This is a genomic window from Microvirga arabica (assembly GCF_016811235.1).
GTDB classification, from domain to species: Bacteria; Pseudomonadota; Alphaproteobacteria; order Rhizobiales; family Beijerinckiaceae; genus Microvirga; species Microvirga arabica.
On sequence record NZ_JAFBID010000030.1, the window covers coordinates 1 to 22103 of the forward strand.

Genomic DNA, 22103 nt, shown 5'->3' on the forward strand with positions numbered 1-22103 from the left:
ACGATAGCGTTCGCGGTGTAGCCCGTGGTGAACAGAACCGGCAGCCCTGGCCTGCGCCGGGACACCTCGTCTGAGAGCGCACGCCCGTTCATCCCTCCAGTCAGAACAACATCGGTAAAGAGGAGTTGGATCTCCGGATGCTGCTCAACGATCTCCAGAGCTCCTCGACCGTCAGCAGCCTCAAGGACGCGGTATCCGAGATCTCGCAGCGCCTCGGTGGTGTAGGTGCGCAGATCGGGCTCGTCCTCCACAACCAGAATGGTCTCGCCGGCACCTCGCACCATCGCGGGGCTCTTCGCGGGCATCTCGGCAGGCTCCTCATCGGAGCCGATCAGGCGCGGCAGGTAAATCTTGATCGTCGTCCCTTCGCCCAACTCGCTATAGATCCTCACATGGCCGTTGGATTGCCTCACGAAGCCGTATACCTGGCTCAGGCCCAGTCCGGTTCCTTTGCCTGCCTCCTTAGTGGTGAAGAATGGCTCGAACACCCTCTCCATCGTGGCCTTGTCCATGCCGGTCCCGGTGTCGGAGACAGCCACGAGCACGTACTGCCCAGGCGGAACAGGCTCGGCCAAAGCCGCCACATAAGCCTCGTCCAGGCGGGCATTGGCGGTCTCGATCGTGAGCTTGCCGCCGTCCGGCATGGCGTCGCGGGCGTTCACCGCGAGATTCAGGATCGCGTTCTCCAGTTGGTTCGGGTCGGCCTGAGAGCGCCACAGACCACCCCCGAGAACCGTCTCCAGCACGACCACCTCGCCCAGCGTCCGGCGCAGGAGGTCGGACATGCCGGCCACGAGCTTGTTGGCGTCGATGGGCTTGGGATCGAGCGGCTGGCGCCGGGAGAAGGCCAGGAGCCGCTGGGTCAGGGTCGCGGCCCGGCGCGTCGCCTCCATGGCGTGGGTGGCCGCCCGTTGGAGGCGGTCCGCGCCCTCGGGCAGGCGGCGCTGGAGAAGCTCGATGTTGCCGACGATGATGGTGAGCAGGTTGTTGAAGTCATGGGCGATGCCGCCAGTGAGCTGACCGATAGCCTCCATCTTCTGCGCCTGTCGCAGAGCCTCCTCGGCCTTCAGGCGCTCGGCGACTTCCTGGGCCACCCGCTCCTCAAGGGTCTCGTTCAGGCGCTTGAGTTCTTCGGTGGCTTGCTCGGCCTTCTGTCGCGCCAGGAGCAGCTCCCGCTCGTATTTGCGCCGGTCGGTAGCGTTGAAGAGGGTGATGCGATGAACCATCGGACGGCCGTTCGCATCCCGTTTCTGGACCGTGTTGGCCAGAACCGGCAGGACCCGCCCGTCGGTGCAGGTCAGATCGAACGCGATCTCATTCACGAAGCCCTGCATCCGCAGGAGCGGCGTCAGGTGCGTGTCGTAGAAGATCTTAGCGCCGACGCTCAGAAGATCCTGGAAGCACTTGTGGCCGACGACATCCTGCCGCTCCATGCCGATCCAGGTGAGGAACGTCTGGTTGGCTCTGATGATCGTGCCGTCCGGCAGGGTCGACAGGTAGCCGCAGGGGGCGCTTTCGTAGAGTTCCTCAGCCGTCTCGATCAGTGAGCCCTGGTCCATTGTCACTATGCGACGGCCTTGACCGGAGCCGGATCGCGCAGAAAAGCTTCCATGGCGGCGATTGTTTCCTCGGGCGCACTCAGGTTCGGACAGTGTCCCGTGGCCTTGAGCTGAACGAACGCGCTGCCCGGGAGGTTCTCGTGCATGTGGCGCCCGACTGCCTCAGGGGCAATCGCATCCTGCGAGCACTGGAGGATGAGAGCTTTCGTCCTCACCATGGGCAGGTCGGCCCGGTTGTCGGAGAGAAACGTCACGCGGGCGAAGTGCTTGGCGATCTCCGGATCGGTGCGGCAGAAGCTGTTGGTTAGTTCCTCGCCGAGCTCCGGCCGGTCCGGGTTGCCCATGATCACGGGAGCCATGGTGCTCGACCAGCCGAGATGGTTGCTGTCGAGGAAATCGAGCAGGCCCTCGATGTCCTCCTGCTTGAACCCGCCCACATAGTCGCCGTCGTTGATGTAGCGCGGCGAGGGACCAATCAGGACGAGCCGGTCGAACTGCTCCGGTTCCTTGATGGCGGCGAGAATGCCGATCATGGCGCTGACCGAATGCCCGACGAAGATAACGTCTTTCAGGTCGAGCTCACGGCAGATCGCCAGCACGTCATCGGCATACCCACTCAACGAGCCGTATTTTACCTGGTCAAAAGCCGTCGCATCCGATTGGCCGTGCCCCACATGATCGAAGAGAACGATCTTGTACCGGTCCTCAAAAGCCGGCGTGATGAGGCGCCACATGTTCTGGTCGCAGCCATAGCCGTGGGCGAAGAGCATAGGCTGCTTGCCACGACCGAAAATCTTGACATTGTTACGCTTGAGAACGGCAGACATGGGCGCTCCGTGCAATCCAAAGACCGATGGGCAGACCGCTCGCCAAAATGGCGCTTGCGAGCTTTGCAGTTCAGCACGCCTAAGTAAGCGTCCTGTCTCTGGTGTCAACTCTGCCGCAAATTTCACACGTCCGCCGTCGCAACCGGGGAGCATCAATAGTGCAGATGAAGCAGCTTCGGTTGTTCAGCACTAAAAACGGGCACCCTGTCTGTGCTCCGCACCCTTGTTGAAGGCGATCATAGAAGCATGGGAGCAACAAAGGCAAAGTTGTCGGTCACGGGTGTCTTAGGCAGGACGAGTGAATCCAAACGTTACTTTCGAGAAGCGCCAGTTTAACAGCATCAACATACCTGACGGTGTGGCCACGCCAGTGCCCCAATGTCATCCGCAGGTGTCTGGGCGCCGAAGGCGGGTTTTCAACAGTAACTGTCAAATGCTGACGTCCCACTCGAACACTCAATCTGAGGGGGGAGCCCCGGCCTACATGCCGTTGAGCGGTGCGGACGACGCATCTCAAAGCACAGATCACCTGCCGCATGACCTATTTGGAAAGCCTGGCGCCCGTTCCTCGGCTGCCAGGTGTCGCAAAACGTCTATAAACTCGATGAACCTCTGCTGCCCTACCTCGTCAGCCCATTCTGCGTGTAGCTCGCGCAGGCAGGCGAAAATGGCCTCACCCACCTGCCAGCCGCGCTCCGTCAGGTAGACCAGGCGCCGGTCACTGCCCTTTGCGGCGCGTCTTTCGAGATATCCGAGCGCCTCGACTTGAGCGATCAGGTAGTTGGTGGCCTGCGGTGTCATCCCCATCCGCCGTGCCAGGTCCGCCGGCCGGACCCCGTTAGGCAGGGGATAAGTGAACACGGCAAGGTGCGCCTCCTGCAGGTCATCGAAACCAGCTGCCCGAATGGCGTCCTGGATCCGGTCGCGCACCCGCCGCCAGCATTGGCGCAGCAGGGCTCCCACGAACGGAGGGCCGTTGTCCGCGCCCGCGCCAGGTCCCTTAGTGTGTTCAAACGCACTTGCACCCATTGTAAAGTCGCTTTATGTTTGCGGACATAAAGCGACTTTACATCAGAGGAGCGCATCATGGAAGGCATCAGCAGCAACACGGTGCGGATTGGTGACTTGGATCTGCGGTTCCTGGTCGACGAAACGCAGGGCTCAGGCGACCTCGTCATGTTCGAGTTCACCGTCCCGCCTAAAGCTCGCGTGCCGGCCCCGCACTTCCACCGCGATGTGGACGAGGCCGTGTATGGACTGGAAGGAACCCTGACGATGACCTTGGATGGGGACAGGCGTGAGTTGCACTCCGGTGAGGTCATCTTCATTCCGCGCGGGAGCGTGCACCACCACGAGAACCTGCATGAGCCGACTGCACGGGCACTGGTGGTTCTGACACCAGGCTCAATCGGGCGGCGCTACTTTGAGGAGGTTGCTGCAGCAGTGAACGTTCCGGGCAAGCCCGACTTGGCGCAGGTCAGGGAGATCATGCTCCGGCACGGCCTCATCCCAGCCTGAGCACGACAGCGTTGATGACTGCTCCGTCCCTGTTGCCTTAGCGAGGTAGCCTTATGCCAAGGGCGCATGGGCGGTGCAGCGGAGGCCATCCGGCTCAAAGCTGATCTGGGCCGTGCCCCCGAGGTCATGTGCAAGGCTGCGCTCGATCAACCGTGTGCCGAAGCCGCGCCGCTTTGGCACATGAACGGGTGGCCCACCCTTCTCCGCCCACTCAAGATCCATGCAGGGCTGCCCGTCTTTTTGCTCGACCTTCCATGTGATCCGGACCTGACCCGTCAGGTTTGAAAGCGCGCCATACTTCACCGCGTTGGTCGCCAGCTCCTGCAAGGCCATCGCCAGCGCCAGAGCCATGCGAGGCGAGAGCCTGACCTCAGGTCCTTCCACATGCAGCCGGTCCTGGCCCGAACTGTTGTAGGGCTCAACCGCCCGGCCGATGATCTCGCGAAGCCCTGCCCCTTCCCAGTTCTCCCGCGTCAGCACGTCGTGCGCACGGGAATGAGCCAGCAGCCGGCCTTCGAGAGCCTCTTTGGCGCTGTCCGCTGTTGTGGCAGTGCGCAGGGTCTGCACGGTGATCGACTGCACGCTGGCCAACGTGTTTTTCACCCGGTGGTTCAGTTCGTTGATGAGCAGCTTCTGGTGCTCTTCGGCGCGCTTGCGGGCGCTGATATCGCGGGTCACCGCCAGATGCGCCACAGAGCCGTCCGGCATCGTCAGCGGGACCGCATGCGTCTCCATGTGCCGACGCGTGCCTTTGAGGCTGATGATGTCGAATTCTTAGTCCCCGCTCTCACCCTTGCAGACTCGCGCGTGATTGGCTCGCCATTCCTGCCGGAACTCAGGAGCAATGACATCGAGCACACTGGCGCCCCTCAGCACAGCGGGATCGCCTGCTTCCAGAATGGCAAGGCCAGCTGGGTTCATCTCCAGGATCTTGCCATCAGCCGCCACCAGCTTCACGCATTCCGGCGTCGCCTCAATGATCGCCCGATGCCGCGCCTAGCTCTTGCGGAGGGCCTCCTCGACCTTCTTGAGGTCGCTGATATCGCGGGAAACCGACAGGATCTTCTCGACGCTTCCATGAGGCCCAGTGATCGGAGTAACGGCCACATCCCACCATTTGAGCGTGCCTTTGAAGGTTGGCGTCGGCCCCTGGAAGCGGGCCATACCGCCGGCAAGAGCGGTCTCAACAGCCTCACGCGCCTTAGCGTGCTCAGGACCGTACCAGAAGCTGCGCCAATCGCAGTCCTGAATGGCGCCGAAGTGGTCGACCTCCATGACCTCCATGCCACCCGTGCTCATGAACTGGAGCCGAGCGTCAGTGTCGAGCACCTTGATGCAGTCGCTGGAGCTCTCCAGGATACGCCGGTTGAACTCCTCGCTTTCCCGCAGCGCCTGTTCAGCTTGGACCTGCTCGGTGATATCGTAGCCCTCACCAAAGATGCCGGTGACCTGGCCGGAAGCATCGGTGATGGGCTGGTACACAAAGTTCAGGAAACGCTGCTCGACCGCTCCACTCGGCACCTGCTGAAGCGAAATCGGGATTGCGTTCGCAACAAATGCTCTTCCAGTCCGGTAGACCTCGTCCAGCAATTCGATAAAGCCTTGCTCCACAAGCTCCGGCAGCGCCTCCCGTACCGGCATTCCGAGCACTTCGCGGTGGCCGATCAGTTGCTGGTAGGATGAGTTCACGAGCTCAAAAACGTGGTCGGACCCTCGGACCATTGCCATGAAGCTTGGCGCTTGCTGGAACAGTTGCTGCAGGCGCTCGCGCTCAGCCATGGCTCGGCGTTCAGCAAGAACCTTGCCCGTCGTCTCAACAGCGGCGCAGAACATGCCGGCGACTTGGCTGCTCTCATCGCGGATGGGCGTGTAGGAGAAGCTGAACCAGGCATCCTCTCTGCGGCCGTGCCGCTCCATGGGGATGAGGAGGTCCTCGAACCAGCTCGCCTGTCCGGAGAGTGTCTGCTCGACGATGGGGCCGATCTGCCCCCAGATATCGGCCTACACCTCAGCAAAGGGACGGCCAAGGGCGCCAGGATGCTTGACACCAAAGATTGGTGCATAGTCGTCATTGTAGAGGAAAGCGAGTTCAGGCCCCCAGGCGACAAACATCGCCTGCTTGGCATTGAGCATCAGCTCGACATAATGCCGCAGCGACTGGGGCCAGTGTGCCGGCTCCCCCAGCGGTGATGTGGACCAGTCGTGCGCGCGCATGCGGGCGCCCATCTGTCCACCACCTTGGAGGAAGTCATGCACGGCCGGCAGCTGCTTGGCTGGGAAGTTCATCAGCATGGTGCGCGCTCTACGGCACCGTGCCTGAGCGGCTGCTCAACCTGACGCTCGCGCTCATCCAGCAGCCGCAAGGCGGCTTTCACCACCTCGCTGGCGCTGCGGTAGCGGCCCGAGGCGACCTTGCTATCAATGAGGGACTCCAGCTCAGGAGTGAGCGAGACGTTGCGGGTTTTGCGGATGGTCACTAGGTGTCATCAAGCGGGAACGAGAACTTGTAGCAACCTTTGACACACCCCTTGGTTCCGACGCAGAGGCTGAATTGGGTTTACGGTCGTCAGATCAGACTCGTGGGGTGCTTGGGCTAGCGCGTAATCCAGCACACAACAATGTTCCGCTGAGGGTAGATCGCGACAATCAACGCGCTTCAGAGTGTTCGATGCTCCTGCCGGAAAAGGTTCCGCCCGATAGGAACCTCGGCAATTAGCCTCGGACGGCACTGGACAGTTCTAGCTCTTGGCGTCAGCACATGGTTTAGAGAGAGCCTGCTGTTCCCGTTGTAATTTTACGGGTATGGCTGAATCCACATGACTTGGGGCGTTTCGAGTTGCGCAATATTGCGGAGATCCTGAGCGGGAAGCGGGCCCTTTTGTGGATCATCTTTGCTTGGGCGATACTTTGTATCGGCCTCGGCTTGGTGGGGTTTGGCACCTTGCGCCAAACCAAGCACCAGATGGCCGACGAGGCGGCCGCCAATGCGGAACGGGTCTCGCGTCTGTTGCTCGCTAACTTTGAGCGCACATCGGACTCAGTTGACGGATTCCTGAAGAACTTCGCAACAGGGTTCACCCCGCAGGCGACGCCAGGTGAGCTTTTCGAGCGGCTTCGCAGCCTTAACCTGCCAAGCGCAATTGTCCAACTGGCGGTTGTCGGCCCGGATGGACGAGCGTTGGTGAGCAATCTTACCCCTGAGCCCGAGCGCGTTGACGTCTCCGACCGGATGCATATCCGTGTCCATCGCGAGAACCGGGTAGATGGCCTCTATATCAGCCCTCCTGTTTTGGGACGCATCTCGAATCTCTGGACAATCCAGTTCACGCGAGCGGTTCGCGATGATCAGGGCAATCTTCATGCCATTCTGGTGGCCTCCTATGACCTGAGAGACTTCACCTCGTTCTATGGTGGCCTCAACATCAGCGGACAAGGAATGGTCGCGCTGGTGGGCCTTGATGGCATCGTGCGGGTCCGCAGCGCGGCAGAGGCAAGCTACGCGCAGGACCTTTCCGCATTGCCGCGGTTCCAAAAGATCGTCGAGGAGCGGAACGGCCGCTTCGACGACCTCAGCGCCATCGATAATGTCGCACGCGTTGGCTATTTCACCACGTCGGAGCGCTACCCTTTTCTCACGATGGTGGCCTTTGATCAGGCTTACCTGGATCGCCGCTTGGCCCCCGTGCGCTTGCCCATCATTGCGTCCTTGTTTGGCCTAGCCCTGGTGCTGACGCTTGCCATGATTGGCGCGGTCTGGGTTGTGCGGCGGGAGGTAGCGGCCACAGCACGCCTCCACCATACGCAGCGCCTGGAGGCCCTGGGTCGCCTGACCGGAGGTATCGCTCACGACTTCAACAATCTTCTCACCATAATCATGGGCAGCCTCGACATGCTGCGCCGGGCCAGGGAGGAACGGCGTGCGCGCTATATCGATAATGCTGTTTTTGCCGTTGACCGCGCCAAAGCACTCACGCACCAGCTTCTCGCCTTCAGCCGCCGCCAGACACTTTCCCCTGCCGTTACGGACCTCAACCGCTTGCTTGTCGAGATTGGAGGGATGCTGCCCCACTCTCTTCGCGACGACATTACAGTGGAACTGGACCTCGATCCGCAGCTATGGCCCGTGAAGGTCGACGCGGATCAGTTCCATGTTGCTCTCATCAACCTTGCCGTGAATGCCCGGGACGCCATGCCCAATGGCGGCGTACTGCGCATCCAGAGCCAAAACCTCCCTGACACAGAGGAGGTTTGCCTCACGGTGAGCGATACTGGCACCGGCATGAGCCAGGACATCGCAGCCCGGGTGTTTGAGCCGTTCTTCACGACCAAGGAGATGGGCAAGGGAACCGGTCTCGGGCTGGCACAGGTGTATGGCTTTGTTCATCAGTCAGGAGGCAGGCTGAAGCTCGATACGGCCCTTGGGAGAGGCACAGGGCTATCACTGCATTTCCCACGATCACGCGAACCATTGGTGACGCCAGTTGCCGAGAGCGAAGAGTTGCCTTCGCTTCCTGCGGGTTTGAACGTCCTCGTTGTGGACGACAATCCCGACATCTCGGCCTTGGCTGCCAATGCCCTTGAGGAACAGGGCTGCATTGTAAAGCAAGCACACTCCGCGACTGAGGCGATGTCGATCCTGCGCAGAGCGTCCTTTGACATCCTGCTGTCGGATATTGTCATGCCCGGCGAGATGGATGGGATTAGCCTGGCAAGGCTTGCCAAGGCTGCTTCGCCCGATCTGATTGTAATCCTGATGACGGGATACAGCGAAAGACTGGAAGGTGGCGAGGTCGTTGAGAGTGAGCTTCTGCTCAAGCCGTTTGCCCCGCGCGATTTGACGGCTGCATTACAGCGGGCGCTGGAGGCACTTGCGAGCGAGAGGAAAGCAGAGGCGAGAGCAGGGCAGAAACAGCGTGAGCCCCTTGGGCCTATTTTTTGACTGATGTGCTCCACTCTCCGCGAAGCAGCAGAGGTCAGCTCCGGGTCAGGCATCGAAATTCCCGAACCCTGCGGAGCGTCTGGTTCCGCGAGGACTGCTGACTTCAGGCTTTAGTCCTAGGGGTGCCACGAACCGGCCTTCCTGCCATGGCGCAGTTGGATGAAGTCGACATCCCTCACCCTCTATCCTGAGTACTGGGTTTTCGACGCCATAGGCGATCACCGGAAGTGCGTTGATCGACGCACTGGTCAAATGCACGCTAGGAGGTGATCGGCATTCTCAGCGTGTTGCTTCAGAGCTGATCCTGGTGCGGTTCCTTCCCTCCTCCTTGGCGGCATATAGGGCCCGGTCGGCTCGACGGAGGATCGAGCTGCGGTCGTCATCGGGCAGAGCTTCAGTCGCTCCAGCACTGAAGGTGCAAGGCAGTTCGAGTCCGCTGTGGCTCAACACCGCCGCGGGAAAGCCGTCTCGGATGCGATCGATGATGCGCACGGCATCATCGAGCCGAACCTCGGGCAGCAGCAGCAGGAACTCCTCTCCACCAGTGCGCCCCAAGCGGTCCTGTGCCCGTACCCTCGCTCGGCAGAACTGCGCGAAATGCTCAAGGACAGCATCGCCTGCCTCGTGCCCATGCGCATCGTTGATGGCCTTGAAGTGGTCGATGTCGATCACGGCAACGCACAAGCCTGTTCCCGTCGCCTCGCTGGCGGCGAGCGCCTCGTCCAGCAGTCCCAGGATATGGCGGCGGTTCGGTAGCCCCGTGAGCTGATCGGTCTGTGATGCCTTGAGCGCCGCCTCATGGGCCTGGCGCAGGGACTTCTCATTGTTCTTCAAATTTGTGATGTCGGCGCCCACGGACAGCACCCAGCCGTTCGGGAGCACCGTGTGATCGATCCAGAACCAACGGCCATCCACAAGATCGGTCTCGAAGGACTTGCGAGGAACGCTGCGGCGCCGCGGCAGGGTTCTTGCAAGGAAGGCTTCGACATCATCGTCATCGATCCGGACGCCAAGCCCGTTTCTGTGGGCGTGGCGAACGATGCCGGTAAAGGTGAACGGACCGTTGTAGTTGCCCAGGAACATGCCCTGATAAGTCTTGTTGGCGTACCGGAGATTGTCGTCAGCATCGAAGATGGACACCGCCTGCCCGCTCTCCGTGAGGGTCTCTACTAGGTACCGGATGGCCTCGTCATCAGGAGTGAAAGGTAATGAGGTCATGGAAACTCAAGGCAAAGAAGACGAGCAGGATAGTCCCAACTTGCCAAGCTGGAAACTGACCGTCCACTGAGGGATTCCCCTTATTAACTTCGTTCCGGACCGGCCTCACGGGCAATGCCTCTCGGGCCGCTAGGGGTCAGGCTTTGAAAGTCCCCTGTCCTTCTGGAAGGACTGGTATTCCTGTCTGAAGCGGACGTTCCATCAACCTCAGCTCCGTGCCATGAGCGGCCCTTCCGTCTGGCAACCAGTCGGCGCAACCATATGTCGGTGCCGTTACAGCATTCAAGAGGAAGCCAGAAAGGAGGGTACCATTGCACTCGTCGGCATTGGGTTTTCCGCGATAGCTCATGGCGCGCATCCGGGACGATCCCTGTGGTCGAGTCGCTAACAAAAAATCGCGTTATGGTTGCGATCATCAGGTCAAACGACTTCTCGCCTGTTTGGCAACACTGGCATCTCGGGCGTACCCTTGGCAGCAAAAATGGCCTTGTTGTCGATGACGTACAGATGGCTGCCCTTCGGGTGTTGACCCGCGATAGAGGCGTGCGTTGTTAAGCACCAGGTCGGGAGCCCATCGGCCAAGGGCGGTCCATCCAAGCCCAACCTGAAACGGGGAACCAAGCCCCCGCATAGACCTTAATGTCGAGCTCATATCTCTGCGTGTCCAGCAGCTCCTTCCATTCAAAAGGTATTTCCCGTAAAAATCCCGCAACCGTAAGGATCGCGACGCGTCGATGATTGAAGCGCAAGGCCAGCACCCTTTCCTTTTGTCGACCGCATCGCCCAACCGAAGCCAACGGCGACTCGCAGTGGGCATCGTTGCCGCTCTGATGGCGGCGATGCTGCTTTCCGCACCCTTCGCCCGCCTCAGCCTTCCGGGAACCGAGATCCTGATCCCGGCCTACGCGGCGGCAGCGCTCCTCGTCGAGTTGCTCACGTCAGCCCTTCTCTTCGCTCTCTTCTCGATCGACCGTTCGCGGGCCATACTCATCCTGGCAACCGGCTATCTCCTCTCGGGCCTGCTGGCGATTCCATGGGCCCTGAGCTTTCCCGGGGTGTTCACCACGCTGGGGCTCGAACCAAACCTCCAGATCACTGCCGTCATCGCCGCGGCGCGGCGTCTCGGCTTCGCCCTCTCCGTTCTCGCCTTCGCCCTTATGAAGGACGAGAAGGATTGGGACCGACCAAGGAAGGCCTCTGGTCACGCCATCGTGGGCTGGATCGCCCTGGTTGCCACCCTGACATCGGTCTTGACCCTCGCCTTGGCCCTGCGTGCGGAGAACCTTCCAGCCTTCATGCTCAATACGCGGGAGGTGGCCCCGCTCTGGCACGTTGTTCCCGCAGCATCAGTGGGGATTTATCTGACCAGCCTCGCAGTGCTTTGGACTCGGCTGCGTTCGACGCTCGATCTTTGGCTGATGGTGGTGCTCGGCACGCTACTGATCGAGATCCTCTTGATCTCATATCTCGGCGGCGCCACGCGGCTGAGCGTCGGCTGGTGGGCAGGTCGCCTGTTTGGCTTGGCATCTGCCAGCGTGGTACTGCTCGTCCTCCTGTCCGAGACGACAGCCTTGCATGCTCAATTGGTTCGTTCCATCCGCTCTGAGCGCTTGGCCCGGGAGAGCCGGCTCACGGCTATGGAGGCCCTATCGGCCTCGATCGCGCACGAGATCAACCAACCACTGGCCAGCATGGTCACCAATGCCAGCGCTGGCCTACGCTGGCTCGACAATGACGTGCCACGCGTCGGGGAGGCGCGATCCGCCCTAGAGCGGGTGGTGCGCGATGGTCACCGCGCCCGCAATGTGGTCAATGGAATCAGAAATCTCTTCAGAACGGACACCCGGGAGCGTGTTCCAATCGACCTGAACCGTCTCATCGAGGGTGTCCTGTTGCGGACCGAGGAGGAGACGCGCCTTAGGCGTGTCTCGATACGGACCCATCTTGAGGGAGCACTTCCCGTCACCGTCAACCCAATGCAAATGGAACAGGTCATCTTGAACCTGATCGCAAACGCCGTTGATGCATTGAGTTCCGTCACCGATCGTCCCCGGATCATTAAGGTCAGGTCCCGCTCAGGAGAGGGAGAGGTCTTGGTGACGGTGGAGGATAACGGCCTGGGCATCGCATCCGACCTCCGGCACCGAATTTTCGATCCGTTCTTCAGCACAAAGCCGGAGGGCATGGGCATGGGGCTGATGTTCAGCCGATCCATCATCGAAGACCACGGCGGGCGGCTATGGGTGGCTGATAATATCCCGCACGGCGCGGTCTTCCATCTCACATTACCCTGCAACGCTGTATCGGACATTCGCCGTTGAGGATCAAGCCGATGAACAAGAACGGTTCGATCGTCTACGTTATTGATGATGACTTCTATGTCCGCGAGTCGATCGAGGACCTCCTTCGCTCGGTCGGTCACGAGGTGCGCTCCTACGGTTCAGTCGAGGCGTTCCTGGGTGACCACCGCATCGACCTACCTACCTGCCTCGTTCTTGATGTCCGGCTGCCTGACACCAGCGGGCTCGAGTTCCAGCGATTGCAGGAATCCATTGGCATCAGGTTTCCGATCGTGTTTATCACCGGCCACGGTGACATCCCGATGTCGGTCGCCGCCATGAAGGCAGGGGCGATCGAGTTCCTCACCAAGCCGTTCCGAGATCAGGACCTGCTCGATGCGGTCCATGCGGGGATCGCGCTTGATCGCCGCCGCCGGGCAGACGAGGAGGCGCTCACGGAATTGCGGGCGAGATACACTTCGCTGACGCCGCGGGAGCAGGAGACGATGGCTTTAGTCGTGACCGGCATGTTGAACAAGCAGATCGCGGCTGGGTTGGGATTGAGCGAGATGACTGTGAAGGTCCATCGCGCCCAAGTCATGCGCAAGATGAACGCCCCCTCCCTCGCGGACCTTGTCCGGATTGCCGATAGTCTCAACGCGGCTACCGGAAAGGCGTAGACACCCGCTACCACAGTTCGATTGAACTCATCCGCCCGCCCTTGCGATGATCAGCTCGGCGTTGGAGTTGTCACGCCGCCAGCCCGGGCCGAGGTCACATGATCTTCCGGGGTTTCATAAGGAGCCAGATGGTGGGCGACTTGCTGATCGCGATCGTGGATGATGATGAATCCGCCCGCGATGCCACCGTCGATCTGGTCAAGGCATTGGGGTTTGCTGCTGCGGGATTCGACTCGGCGGCCGCGCTCCTGAGATCGGAGGATCTGCACAAGATGGACTGCCTGATCACGGACGTGCGGATGCCTGGGATGGGCGGGTTCGAGCTTCATCGAGACCTCGCCGCGTCTGGTTTTACGATCCCGACCATCCTGATGACAGCCTATCCCGAGGATCGCATCCGCCCACAGGCACTGGGGGAAGGCATCAAGTGCTACATCGCGAAGCCGTTGGAGGCGGATGAGCTTCTATCGTGCATCCTATCGGCCGTCGATCATGCCGAGGGGCCTGTGGGTAAAGGATCCCAACGGCGGTAACTCTGGGCCCAGCCGGGCAAGAACAGACCTCGTATCAGTCACCTGCGTATCTGGCGTCACGGAAGAGGAGTGCTCCGGGCCTGAAGAAGCCTCCTGTCGCATCCCATGATGCCGCAAATCCTGCTCAACGAAGGAGAAGACCATGACCACCAATGCCACACCGACCGCCGGCGCACAGCTCGTCGCACCGAAGGACCACACGCTCATCATGATCGACTTCCAGTCGCAGATGTCGTTCGCGACCAAGTCGATCGACGCGGTGATGCTGCGCAACAACGCGGCGCTCGTCGCCCACGCAGCGGCGGGTTTCGGTGTATCGACCATCCTGACGACGGTGGCCGAGAAGAGCTTCTCTGGGCCAATGTTCACTGAGATTACCGACGCGTTCCCGGGGCAGGCTCTTCTCGACCGCACGTCGATGAACACCTGGGAAGATGCCACCGTGATCGAACGCATCAACGAGATCGGTAAGAACCGGATAGTGCTGACGGGTCTGTGGACGTCGGTCTGCATCGTAGGCCCGGCTTTGTCAGCGATCGATCAAGGCTTCGAGGTCTACGTCATCGCCGATGCTTGCGGCGACGTCTCGGAGGAGGCGCACGAGCGGGCGATGGAGCGAATGATCCAGGCAGGCGCCAGACCCATGACATCCTTGCAGTACCTGCTCGAACTCCAGCGCGACTGGGCTCGTACCGAGACCTACGACATGACCACCGGTATCGCGAAAAGGTTTGGCGGCGCCTATGGGCTCGGCATCATCTACGCCAAGACGATGTTCGGCGCGAGCGAGGGTTCCCACGCTCAGGCCGCTGAATAATCTGGTTCAGGGCTGGTTTGTCTAAGCCTGTCAGACCATGAACCGGCCTCTGCGCGAGTTGGCGGCGCATCAATGCCGATGCGCCGCCCTCCCCAAGCATTCATTAGGGAGAATGCAATGAGAATCTATCTCATGTCGCTTGGGGCCGGCCTCCTGGTTGGCGTCATCTACAGCATGCTGAACGTGCGCTCTCCAGCGCCGCCCATGGTCGCCTTGATTGGCCTGCTGGGTATTCTCGTCGGAGAGCAGATCCCGCCGCTCCTCAAGGGCATCTGGCAGAAGGAATCGCCGGCACAGTCCTGGCTGCATCAGGTCCGTCCGCACGTCTTCGGCCACCTGCCGCAAGGCGGAAGGCCCTCCGGACGGGCAGGTGATGGGCAGAGTAAGGCATCATGATTCCGCGCCGCTTCACCCTTCCCAACCACCGGAAGTGCATAGGATCGCGCCTGGCCGGAGAACTGCAATGGTGAGCTCCCTCAATCGACGCAGCGTCGTCAACGGGCTTGGTGCATTGGCGGCCGGGCTCTCACTTCCTGAATGGACCGAGGCGCAATTCATGAACACGTCCGCTGATCTCATCCTTCATAATGGCAAGATCACTACGCTCGATCGTCAGAAGCCCGAAGCATCGGCGCTGCTCATCCGGGACGGACGCTTCGCGGCCGTCGGCGACGAGCAGGAGGTGATGCCTCTCGCCGGACCGACCACGCAGCGGATTGACCTCAAGGGCCGGCGCGTCATCCCGGGCCTGATCGACAGCCACATGCACATCATCCGCGGTGGGCTGAACTACAACATGGAGCTGCGCTGGGACGGCGTGCGTTCCCTGGCCGATGCCATGCGCATGCTCAAGGAACAGGTGGACCGCACACCGGCGCCGCAATGGGTGCGCGTGGTGGGCGGCTTCACCGAGCATCAGTTCGCCGAGAAGCGCCTCCCGACCCCCGATGAGATCAATGCCGTCTCGCCCGACACACCCGTCTTCATCCTGCATCTTTACGACCGCGCCCTGCTCAACGGCGCAGCCCTGCGGGCGGTTGGTTACACCAAGGACACGCCGAACCCGCCCGGCGGCGAGATCCAGCGCGATGCGCGCGGCAACCCCACGGGCCTGCTGATCGCCAGGCCCAACGCCACCATCCTGTACGCCACCCTGGCGAAGGGCCCGAAGCTCCCGCCCGAGTACCAGAAGAACTCGTCGCGCCACTTCATGCGCGAGGTGAACCGCCTCGGCGTGACCGGCGTGATCGATGCTGGCGGCGGCTTCCAGAACTATCCGGATGACTACCGGATCATCGAGGAGTTGCACCGGGATGGCCAGCTCACGGTCCGCCTGGCCTACAACCTGTTCACCCAGAAGCCGAAGGAAGAGATCAAGGACTTCGACAGCTGGTCCAATCAGGTGAAGCCAGGCCAGGGCGACGACCTCTACCGCCACAACGGCGCCGGCGAGATGCTGGTCTACTCCGCGGCCGACTTCGAGGACTTTAAGGTCGAGCGCCCCGAGATGCCGCCGAACATGGAGGGGGACTTGGAGCCGGTGGTGCGCCTGCTGGTCGAGAACCGCTGGCCGTGGCGACTGCACGCCACCTACAACGAGACCATCACGCGGGCGCTCGACGTGTTCGAGACGGTGAACCGTGACATTCCCTTCGATGGCCTGCACTGGTTTTTCGACCATGCCGAGACCATCGACGACCGCAACATCGACCGCATCGCGGCGCTTGGCGGCGGCATCGCGGTCCAGCACCGCATGGCGTTCCAGGGCGAGGACTTCGTCGAGCACTACGGCAACAAGGCGGCCGAGCGCACACCGCCCATCAAGCGCATGCTGGAGGCCGGCGTTCCCGTGGGCGCCGGAACCGACGCGACCCGCGTCGCCTCCTACAATCCGTGGGTGTCACTGTCCTGGCTTGTGACCGGCAAGACGCTGGGAGGATTGACGCTCTATCCGAGCGCCAATCGCCTCGACCGTGAAAGTGCCCTGCGGCTGTGGACCGAGGCCAACACCTGGTTCTCCAACGAGGCCGGCAAGAAAGGTCAGATCCGGCAAGGCCAACTGGCCGACCTGGCGGTGCTCTCCGACGACTACTTTGCCGTGCCGGAGGATGCAATCCAGGACATCACGTCGATTCTGACACTGTTGGGCGGCAAGCCTGTGCATGGCGACGCCGAGTTCAAGGATCTCGCCCCTTCGCTGCCCCCACCCATGCCGGATTGGTCGCCGGTGCGGAGCTATGGCGGTTACCAGAAGCGGGCCGGCAGTGACGAGGCCCGCAAGTATGCCTTCGCGGCGGCGGCCTGCGCTTGCGCCAGCTCCTGCGGCGTGCATGGCCATTCCCATGCCAGCGCCTGGGGCGCCAGCACGCCCACATCCGATGCGCGCTCATTCTGGGGCGTGCTCGGCTGCTCCTGCTGGGCCTTTTGAGGGAGATGTGCCATGCATGACGTCACCGTCCCCCGCCCTATCGCCCAGGTGCTGGCCGTGCCCGGCGCCGCCTTCATCGCCCGGCTTGCGCTGGCCTCGCCGTTCCTGATTAGCGGCGTCGTCAAGCTGGTCGACTTTGCCGGCACAACCGGGGAGGTTGCGGGTCTCGGGCTGCAACCGGCCGTTCTCGTCGCTGCGTCCGTCATCGTCACGCAACTCGGCGGCTCGGTCCTATTCCTGACGCGCCGCTTCTGCTGGCTCGGAGCCGGCATCCTCGCCGTGTTCACGGCTCTCGCGACGTTCCTGGCGCATCCATTCTGGATGTTCGACGGTCTGGATCGGGGCCGCCAGACCGCCACCTTCTTTGAGCATGTTGCCATCGTCGGCGGCTTGGCCGTATCAGCCCTGTTCGTCAACGGCGCAGGACCGCGCTGATGAGTGGAACCGGAACCACCCTAGCCAATGGGGCCGCCCCTCCTCCCGGCACCTTCGCACCGCTGCACCACCGCCTATTCGCGGTGATATGGGCCGCGACTGTGCTCGGCAACATCGGCACCTTCATGCGCGATGTCTCCTCCTCCTGGCTCGTCACGGACCTGTCGGCCTCGCCCGCCGCCGTGGCGATGATCCAGGCGGCTGGGACGCTTCCCGTCTTTCTCTTCGCCATTCCCGCCGGCGTCCTGTCGGACATCCTCGACCGCCGCCGCTTCCTGATCATGATCCAGGTCGGCCTCGGCCTCGTCAGCTCCACTCTCGCCATCCTGGCCTGGACCGGCAATGCCACGATGGAGAGCCTAGTCCTGCTCACCTTCCTCGGTGGCACAGGGGCTGCGCTGGCGACCCCTGCCTGGCAGGCGATCACGCCGGAGCTGGTGCCCAAAGCCGACATCAAGGGAGCTGTGGCGCTCAATTCCCTCGGCATCAACATCGCCCGCTCCATCGGCCCGGCGCTTGGCGGGTTCATCCTGGCGGCGCTCGGCGCGGCGGCGGTCTACGGCGTCGATGTGCTGACCTATGCAATTGTTAGTGCCGCCCTCCTGTGGTGGCGACGGGAGGCCGATGCCGAAGCCGGTCTGCGTGAGCATTTTGGTGGAGCCCTGCGGGCAGGCTTCCGGTATGCCCGCGCCAGCCGCAGCCTTCACCGGATTCTTTGGCGCACGGTTCTGTTCTTCGGCTCTGCCAGCGCAGTCTGGGCGCTGCTGCCACTCGTAGCCCGCCAGGAGATCGGCGGCGGTCCAGGCTTTTATGGTCTCCTGCTCGGCAGCGTCGGAGCCGGAGCGATCTGCGGCGCCCTTGTGATGCCCCGCGCCCGGGCGCGCCTAGGTCAGGACGGTTTGGTTCTGGCCGCAACCGTGGTTACCGCAGGCGCGACCATCCTTCTCGCGTTGACGGACCTCGAAGTCGTGGGCCTGCTCGCGACCTTCGTGCTCGGGACAGCCTGGATCACGATGCTGACCACCCTCAATGGAACCATGCAGGCCATCCTGCCGAATTGGATCCGGGGCCGTGGCTTGGCGATCTATCTCACCGCCTTCAACGGCGCCATGGCGGCGGGGAGCCTGGGTTGGGGTCTCGTGGCCCAGGAGACCGGCACAGACGCGGCCCTGATCGTCGCTGGCGTCGCTCTGGCCTTGAGTGGGATCCTGGCCCATCGAGCACCGCTGCCGAAAGGCGAAAGCGACCTCACGCCCTCCCTGCATTGGCCGGAGCCAGCCATCGCTGAGCCGGTTGCCCATGATCGCGGTCCGGTGATGATCATGATCACCTACCGGATCCTCCCGCAGGATCGTGCGGCCTTCCTCACCGCCCTCTACCGACTCTCCGAGGAGCGGCGCCGGGACGGGGCCTATGCCTGGGGCATCTCCGAGGACGCCGCCGATCCAGAACGCCTAGTGGAGTGGTTCTTCGTCGAGTCCTGGGCCGAACACCTACGCCAGCACAGGCGCGTGTCGAAGAGCGACGCCGACATCCAGTCCCAGGCGCGCCGATTCCACCAGGGACCGGACGAGCCTCTGGTCCAGCACTTCCTCGGCGCCGACAAGCCGCGCGGGAAGCCCACCACAACCTGACCCAGGAGAAGTCCCGATGTCTGCCCCCCTCGTTCTCCCATCTCCCGACCCGCCGTGACACGTTGGCGGCGGCAGCGGCCTTCACCGCCTCCCTCGCACTGCCGGGTTCACCGGAAGCGGCCACACCACCAACTCCACCGAAAGGAACGCTCACCATGGCGACGATCACCTCCAAGGATGGCACGGAAATCTTCCACAAGGACTGGGGTTCGAAGGATGCCCAGCCGATCATGTTCCACCACGGCTGGCCTCTCAGTTCCGACGATTGGGACGCACAGATGCTGTTCTTCCTTCAGCACGGCTATCGCGTCGTTGCCCATGACCGTCGAGGACACGGCCGCTCGGCCCAGGTCAGCGAAGGCCACGACATGGACCATTACGCCGCCGACGCCTTCGCGGTTGTCGAAGCGCTCGACCTGAAGAACGTTGTCCACATCGGCCACTCGACGGGCGGCGGCGAGGTTGCCCGCTATGTGGCCAAGCACGGCGAGCCCGCGGGCCGCGTCGCTAAGGCGGTATTGGTCAGCGCCGTTCCACCGCTGATGCTCAAGACTGAGAAGAATCCGGAAGGCTTGCCGATCGAGGTGTTCGACGGTTTTCGCAAGGGTGTCGCCGACAACCGGGCCCAACTCTTCCTCGACGTGGCGACGGGACCGTTCTACGGCTTCAACCGCGAGGGCGCTAAGGTATATCCGGGTGTGATCCAGAACTGGTGGCGCCAGGGCATGATTGGCTCGGCCAAGGCCCATTACGACGGCATCAAGGCCTTCTCGGAGACTGACCAGACGGAAGATCTCAAGGCCATCTCGGTGCCGACGCTCGTCATGCATGGTGATGACGACCAGATCGTCCCGATCGCCGACTCCGCGCTCAAGTCTGTAAAGCTTCTGAAGAACGGCACTCTCAAGGTCTACAAGGGCTATCCGCATGGAATGCTGACGACACATGCCGACGTCATCAACCCGGATCTGCTCGCCTTCGTGAAAGGCTGAGCCTCAACCCGCCCTCTTCGGACCCATTTCATCTTAGGAGTATCCAATGGATCGTTCAGAACCGACCGTCGTCCTGGTGCATGGAGCCTGGGCGGACGGGTCCAGTTGGCAGCACGTCATTCCCCTCCTCCTGAACAAGGGCATCCCGGTCATTGCCGTCCAGAACCCAACGACGTCGCTCGCCGAGGACGTCGCCGCCACGCAGCGGGCGTTGGACGCCATCAAGGGTCCGGTCGTCCTTGTCGGACATAGCTGGGGCGGCGCCGTGATCACGCAGGCGGGTGTTGACCCCAAGGTGAAGGCGCTCGTCTTTGTCGCGGCTTTCGCGCCCGAAGCCGGTGAGTCGGTCGGCGACCCGGTCGGGGCGCATGCCGCCCCGCCGGGGCTGTCCCGGATCACCGAGGAAGGGACAAACTTCCTGCGCATGAGTGTAGACGGCTTCGTGCACGATGTCGCCCAAGACCTGCCGGGGGATGAGGCGCGTGTGCTGGCAGTCGTTCAGGCCCCATTGGCGAAGACCACGTTCGGAGAAAAGGTCACCGAGGCTGCGTGGACTGCACGACCGAATTGGTACGTTGTCTCGACCGAGGATCGGGCTGTGAGCGTCGATCTCCAGCGTGAGCTGGCGGCGAGGATGGAAGCGAAAACCACGGAGCTGAACGCCAGCCATATGTCGCTGCTGTCGATGCCGGAGGCGGTTGCCGACATCATTGTCGATGCAGTTGCGGCTACGGCCCCGCTCCAGGAGAGCCTCGTCACGGCGGATTGGTGATCAATGACCGATCTCCGCATATGGCTCTTCGGCCGCTACCGTTTCGTCTCGATGACGCTAAACCGGTTCGCAATCGCCGTTCCATCTGATGGTACGGAAAGGCATGGATCATGATGGGTCGGGAGAACGCTGAGTCGAAAGGAAAGGCTGCTCTCATCACACTGGACGGGCCAGTAAGCGGATTCTGCTCCGAACACCCTTCCATACACTTAGGGCATGGACAATGAAGCAACCTGAAGAGGCAGAGCGTCCCTCTCCCGTCGTGACCCGGTCGGTCATCTTCGTCATGGCCGCCGCAGCCGGAATCGCGGTCGCCAACATCTACTACAACCAGCCCATGCTCGGCCTCATTGAGGCTGACCTGCCCGGCCCCCTGTCACCGCTGGTGCCGACGGCAACCCAACTCGGCTACGCTATCGGCCTCCTTATTCTCGTGCCTCTCGGCGACATCCTTGAGCGCAAAAGATTGATCGTGGTCCAGTTCGGAGTCCTGGCCGTTGCCCTGGCCTTGGCGGCGGCTGCGCCGAATGCAGCCTCGCTCCTGACGGCTTCCCTGTTCCTCGGCATAGCATCGACGGTCGCCCAGCAGATCGTCCCGCTGGCTGCACATCTTGCCGCCCCGGAGCGCCGAGGGGCCACCGTCGGCACGATCCTGGCCGGAATCCTGACCGGGATCCTCCTGAGCCGGACGCTCGCCGGCTTCGTCGCGACCCATGGCGGCTGGCGAGCCATGTTCTGGCTTGGGGTACCCATGGCCCTAGTGGCCGGGGCGCTGATGATGGCCGTCCTGCCGCACACCCCACCAGTCTCGCGTCTCGGCTATCACAGATTGCTCGGCTCGATCATACACCTGTGGCGCGAATTTCCCGCTTTGCGGCTCGCAGCACTCACCCAATCCCTGATTTTTGCAGCCTTCACCGCCTTCTGGACCATCCTGGCCTTTCGACTCCAGGGACCGCCTTTCGGCCTCGGTGCCGACGTGACCGGCCTGTTCGGCATCGTCGGCGCCACAGGGATCTTCGCCGCTCCGCTGGCCGGCCGCTTCGCCGATGTCCGGGGGCCAGCCCCGGTGGTCGCGCTGGGCGCGGCACTCACCTTTGCATCCTGGCTCGTGTTCGGCCTGTGGACCTCCCTCATCGGCCTAGTGATGGGCGTCATCATTCTGGACTTTGCGATGCAGTCGGCCTTGGTATCGAACCAGCACATCGTCTTTGCCCTGCGCCCCGAGGCTCAAGCCCGCCTCAACACAGTCCTGATGAGCTTCATGTTCGTCGGAGGCGCCATTGGATCGGCCACGTCGACCGTCGCCTGGGAAGAGCTTGGTTGGAGCGGAGTGGTGGGGTTGGGGGCCACCTTCGGCGTACTGGCCACTACGCTGCAACTCCCGAGTCTTGCCCGCACAAGACGCGCAGCCATGGAGTCTTCCGGAGCGGGGCCATGAAACAGACGCTCCACACGATCCAGGCCAACGG

General features: G+C 62.3%; 22 protein-coding genes. 13 read left to right on the plus strand and 9 right to left on the minus strand.

Features of this window, described 5'->3' with window-relative positions; translation table 11 throughout:
- From JQC81_RS15965 to JQC81_RS15975, 3 genes are all read right to left on the minus strand, one after another.
- Positions 1-1559: ATP-binding protein (locus tag JQC81_RS15965; RefSeq protein ID WP_210347185.1), on the minus strand; the 1559-nt coding region annotated here is incomplete at its 3' end.
- Between the two features lie 5 nt (positions 1560-1564).
- Positions 1565-2386 carry an alpha/beta fold hydrolase gene (locus JQC81_RS15970; protein ID WP_203272795.1) on the minus strand — a complete coding sequence of 274 codons (822 nt, stop codon included), beginning with the start codon at positions 2384-2386 and terminating at the stop codon, positions 1565-1567.
- A gap of 525 nt (positions 2387-2911) precedes the next feature.
- The gene (locus tag JQC81_RS15975; RefSeq protein ID WP_203272796.1) at positions 2912-3415 is read right to left on the minus strand and encodes a MarR family winged helix-turn-helix transcriptional regulator; all 504 of its coding nucleotides are present in this window, start codon (positions 3413-3415) and stop codon (positions 2912-2914) included.
- 57 nt (positions 3416-3472) lie between these two features.
- On the opposite strand from JQC81_RS15975, the gene JQC81_RS15980 reads away from it, so the two are divergent.
- Positions 3473-3904: a cupin domain-containing protein gene (locus tag JQC81_RS15980; protein ID WP_203272797.1), complete on the plus strand. Its 432-nt coding sequence runs from the start codon at positions 3473-3475 to the stop codon at positions 3902-3904.
- 51 nt (positions 3905-3955) lie between these two features.
- Here JQC81_RS15980 and JQC81_RS15985 read toward each other — a convergent pair whose 3' ends face one another.
- The 5 genes from JQC81_RS15985 to JQC81_RS16005 all read right to left on the minus strand — a co-directional run bounded on the left by JQC81_RS15985 (position 3956) and on the right by JQC81_RS16005 (position 6381).
- Positions 3956-4639: a sensor histidine kinase gene (locus tag JQC81_RS15985; RefSeq protein ID WP_203272798.1), complete on the minus strand. Its 684-nt coding sequence runs from the start codon at positions 4637-4639 to the stop codon at positions 3956-3958.
- A 39-nt stretch (positions 4640-4678) separates the two neighbouring features.
- On the minus strand, positions 4679-4885 hold the full coding sequence (locus tag JQC81_RS15990; RefSeq protein ID WP_312887534.1) for a PAS domain-containing protein: 207 nt from the start codon (positions 4883-4885) through the stop codon (positions 4679-4681).
- Between the two features lie 15 nt (positions 4886-4900).
- Positions 4901-5821: a PAS domain-containing protein gene (locus JQC81_RS15995; RefSeq protein WP_203272800.1), complete on the minus strand. Its 921-nt coding sequence runs from the start codon at positions 5819-5821 to the stop codon at positions 4901-4903.
- Positions 5822-5905: 84 nt separating this feature from the next.
- Positions 5906-6196, minus strand: a complete 291-nt coding sequence (locus tag JQC81_RS16000) for a hypothetical protein (protein WP_203272801.1) — start codon at positions 6194-6196, stop codon at positions 5906-5908.
- The gene (locus JQC81_RS16005; protein ID WP_203272802.1) at positions 6190-6381 is read right to left on the minus strand and encodes a type II toxin-antitoxin system ParD family antitoxin; all 192 of its coding nucleotides are present in this window, start codon (positions 6379-6381) and stop codon (positions 6190-6192) included. Before JQC81_RS16005 ends, JQC81_RS16000 begins: the two co-directional genes overlap by 7 nt.
- Before the next feature lie 464 nt (positions 6382-6845).
- Between JQC81_RS16005 and JQC81_RS16010 the strand changes: the two genes are divergently transcribed.
- Positions 6846-8843: a hybrid sensor histidine kinase/response regulator family protein gene (locus JQC81_RS16010; protein ID WP_203272803.1), complete on the plus strand. Its 1998-nt coding sequence runs from the start codon at positions 6846-6848 to the stop codon at positions 8841-8843.
- Between the two features lie 279 nt (positions 8844-9122).
- On the opposite strand, the gene JQC81_RS16015 is transcribed toward JQC81_RS16010, so the two are convergent.
- Positions 9123-10061, minus strand: coding sequence for a GGDEF domain-containing protein (locus JQC81_RS16015; protein WP_203272804.1), 939 nt, complete (start codon positions 10059-10061; stop codon positions 9123-9125).
- 734 nt (positions 10062-10795) lie between these two features.
- On the opposite strand from JQC81_RS16015, the gene JQC81_RS16020 reads away from it, so the two are divergent.
- From JQC81_RS16020 to JQC81_RS16070, 11 genes are all read left to right on the plus strand, one after another.
- Positions 10796-12382 carry a sensor histidine kinase gene (locus JQC81_RS16020; protein WP_203272805.1) on the plus strand — a complete coding sequence of 529 codons (1587 nt, stop codon included), beginning with the start codon at positions 10796-10798 and terminating at the stop codon, positions 12380-12382.
- 11 nt (positions 12383-12393) lie between these two features.
- On the plus strand, positions 12394-13020 hold the full coding sequence (locus JQC81_RS16025) for a response regulator transcription factor (RefSeq protein ID WP_203272806.1): 627 nt from the start codon (positions 12394-12396) through the stop codon (positions 13018-13020).
- Between the two features lie 131 nt (positions 13021-13151).
- Positions 13152-13553: a response regulator transcription factor gene (locus JQC81_RS16030; protein WP_312887530.1), complete on the plus strand. Its 402-nt coding sequence runs from the start codon at positions 13152-13154 to the stop codon at positions 13551-13553.
- 142 nt (positions 13554-13695) lie between these two features.
- Complete coding sequence (locus tag JQC81_RS16035; RefSeq protein ID WP_203272808.1) at positions 13696-14370, plus strand: hydrolase; 675 nt, start codon at positions 13696-13698, stop codon at positions 14368-14370.
- 117 nt (positions 14371-14487) lie between these two features.
- Positions 14488-14766 (plus strand): XapX domain-containing protein, encoded by a 279-nt coding sequence (locus JQC81_RS16040; protein ID WP_203272809.1) that lies wholly within the window; start codon positions 14488-14490, stop codon positions 14764-14766.
- A gap of 160 nt (positions 14767-14926) precedes the next feature.
- Positions 14927-16798 carry an amidohydrolase gene (locus JQC81_RS16045; RefSeq protein WP_246520467.1) on the plus strand — a complete coding sequence of 624 codons (1872 nt, stop codon included), beginning with the start codon at positions 14927-14929 and terminating at the stop codon, positions 16796-16798.
- 12 nt (positions 16799-16810) lie between these two features.
- Positions 16811-17233, plus strand: a complete 423-nt coding sequence (locus JQC81_RS16050; protein ID WP_203272811.1) for a DoxX family protein — start codon at positions 16811-16813, stop codon at positions 17231-17233.
- Positions 17233-18867 carry an MFS transporter gene (locus JQC81_RS16055; RefSeq protein WP_203272812.1) on the plus strand — a complete coding sequence of 545 codons (1635 nt, stop codon included), beginning with the start codon at positions 17233-17235 and terminating at the stop codon, positions 18865-18867. The genes JQC81_RS16050 and JQC81_RS16055 overlap by 1 nt, the downstream gene beginning before the upstream one ends.
- Positions 18868-19022: 155 nt before the next feature.
- Positions 19023-19859, plus strand: coding sequence for an alpha/beta fold hydrolase (locus JQC81_RS16060; protein WP_246520458.1), 837 nt, complete (start codon positions 19023-19025; stop codon positions 19857-19859).
- 46 nt (positions 19860-19905) lie between these two features.
- On the plus strand, positions 19906-20631 hold the full coding sequence (locus JQC81_RS16065) for an alpha/beta fold hydrolase (protein WP_203272813.1): 726 nt from the start codon (positions 19906-19908) through the stop codon (positions 20629-20631).
- A gap of 223 nt (positions 20632-20854) precedes the next feature.
- A complete protein-coding gene (locus JQC81_RS16070) occupies positions 20855-22072 on the plus strand; it encodes an MFS transporter (RefSeq protein WP_203272814.1) in 1218 nt (405 codons plus the stop codon).
- Positions 22073-22103: the final 31 nt, after the last annotated feature.

Bases quoted from the DNA above. Each gene is read 5' to 3' on its own strand.
- JQC81_RS16040 (WP_203272809.1), top strand. From the start codon at position 14,488: ATGAGAATCTATCTCATGTCGCTTGGGGCCGGCCTCCTGGTTGGCGTC.
- JQC81_RS15985 (WP_203272798.1), bottom strand. From the start codon at position 4,639: ATGGAGACGCATGCGGTCCCGCTGACGATGCCGGACGGCTCTGTGGCG.
- JQC81_RS16060 (WP_246520458.1), top strand. From the start codon at position 19,023: ATGGCGACGATCACCTCCAAGGATGGCACGGAAATCTTCCACAAGGAC.
- JQC81_RS16025 (WP_203272806.1), top strand. From the start codon at position 12,394: ATGAACAAGAACGGTTCGATCGTCTACGTTATTGATGATGACTTCTAT.
- JQC81_RS16015 (WP_203272804.1), bottom strand. From the start codon at position 10,061: ATGACCTCATTACCTTTCACTCCTGATGACGAGGCCATCCGGTACCTA.
- JQC81_RS16035 (WP_203272808.1), top strand. From the start codon at position 13,696: ATGACCACCAATGCCACACCGACCGCCGGCGCACAGCTCGTCGCACCG.
- JQC81_RS16070 (WP_203272814.1), top strand. From the start codon at position 20,855: ATGAAGCAACCTGAAGAGGCAGAGCGTCCCTCTCCCGTCGTGACCCGG.
- JQC81_RS15995 (WP_203272800.1), bottom strand. From the start codon at position 5,821: ATGGAGCGGCACGGCCGCAGAGAGGATGCCTGGTTCAGCTTCTCCTAC.
- JQC81_RS15980 (WP_203272797.1), top strand. From the start codon at position 3,473: ATGGAAGGCATCAGCAGCAACACGGTGCGGATTGGTGACTTGGATCTG.
- JQC81_RS15970 (WP_203272795.1), bottom strand. From the start codon at position 2,386: ATGTCTGCCGTTCTCAAGCGTAACAATGTCAAGATTTTCGGTCGTGGC.
- JQC81_RS16045 (WP_246520467.1), top strand. From the start codon at position 14,927: ATGAACACGTCCGCTGATCTCATCCTTCATAATGGCAAGATCACTACG.
- JQC81_RS16020 (WP_203272805.1), top strand. From the start codon at position 10,796: ATGATTGAAGCGCAAGGCCAGCACCCTTTCCTTTTGTCGACCGCATCG.
- JQC81_RS16055 (WP_203272812.1), top strand. From the start codon at position 17,233: ATGAGTGGAACCGGAACCACCCTAGCCAATGGGGCCGCCCCTCCTCCC.
- JQC81_RS16050 (WP_203272811.1), top strand. From the start codon at position 16,811: ATGCATGACGTCACCGTCCCCCGCCCTATCGCCCAGGTGCTGGCCGTG.
- JQC81_RS16065 (WP_203272813.1), top strand. From the start codon at position 19,906: ATGGATCGTTCAGAACCGACCGTCGTCCTGGTGCATGGAGCCTGGGCG.
- JQC81_RS15975 (WP_203272796.1), bottom strand. From the start codon at position 3,415: ATGGGTGCAAGTGCGTTTGAACACACTAAGGGACCTGGCGCGGGCGCG.
- JQC81_RS16000 (WP_203272801.1), bottom strand. From the start codon at position 6,196: ATGCTGATGAACTTCCCAGCCAAGCAGCTGCCGGCCGTGCATGACTTC.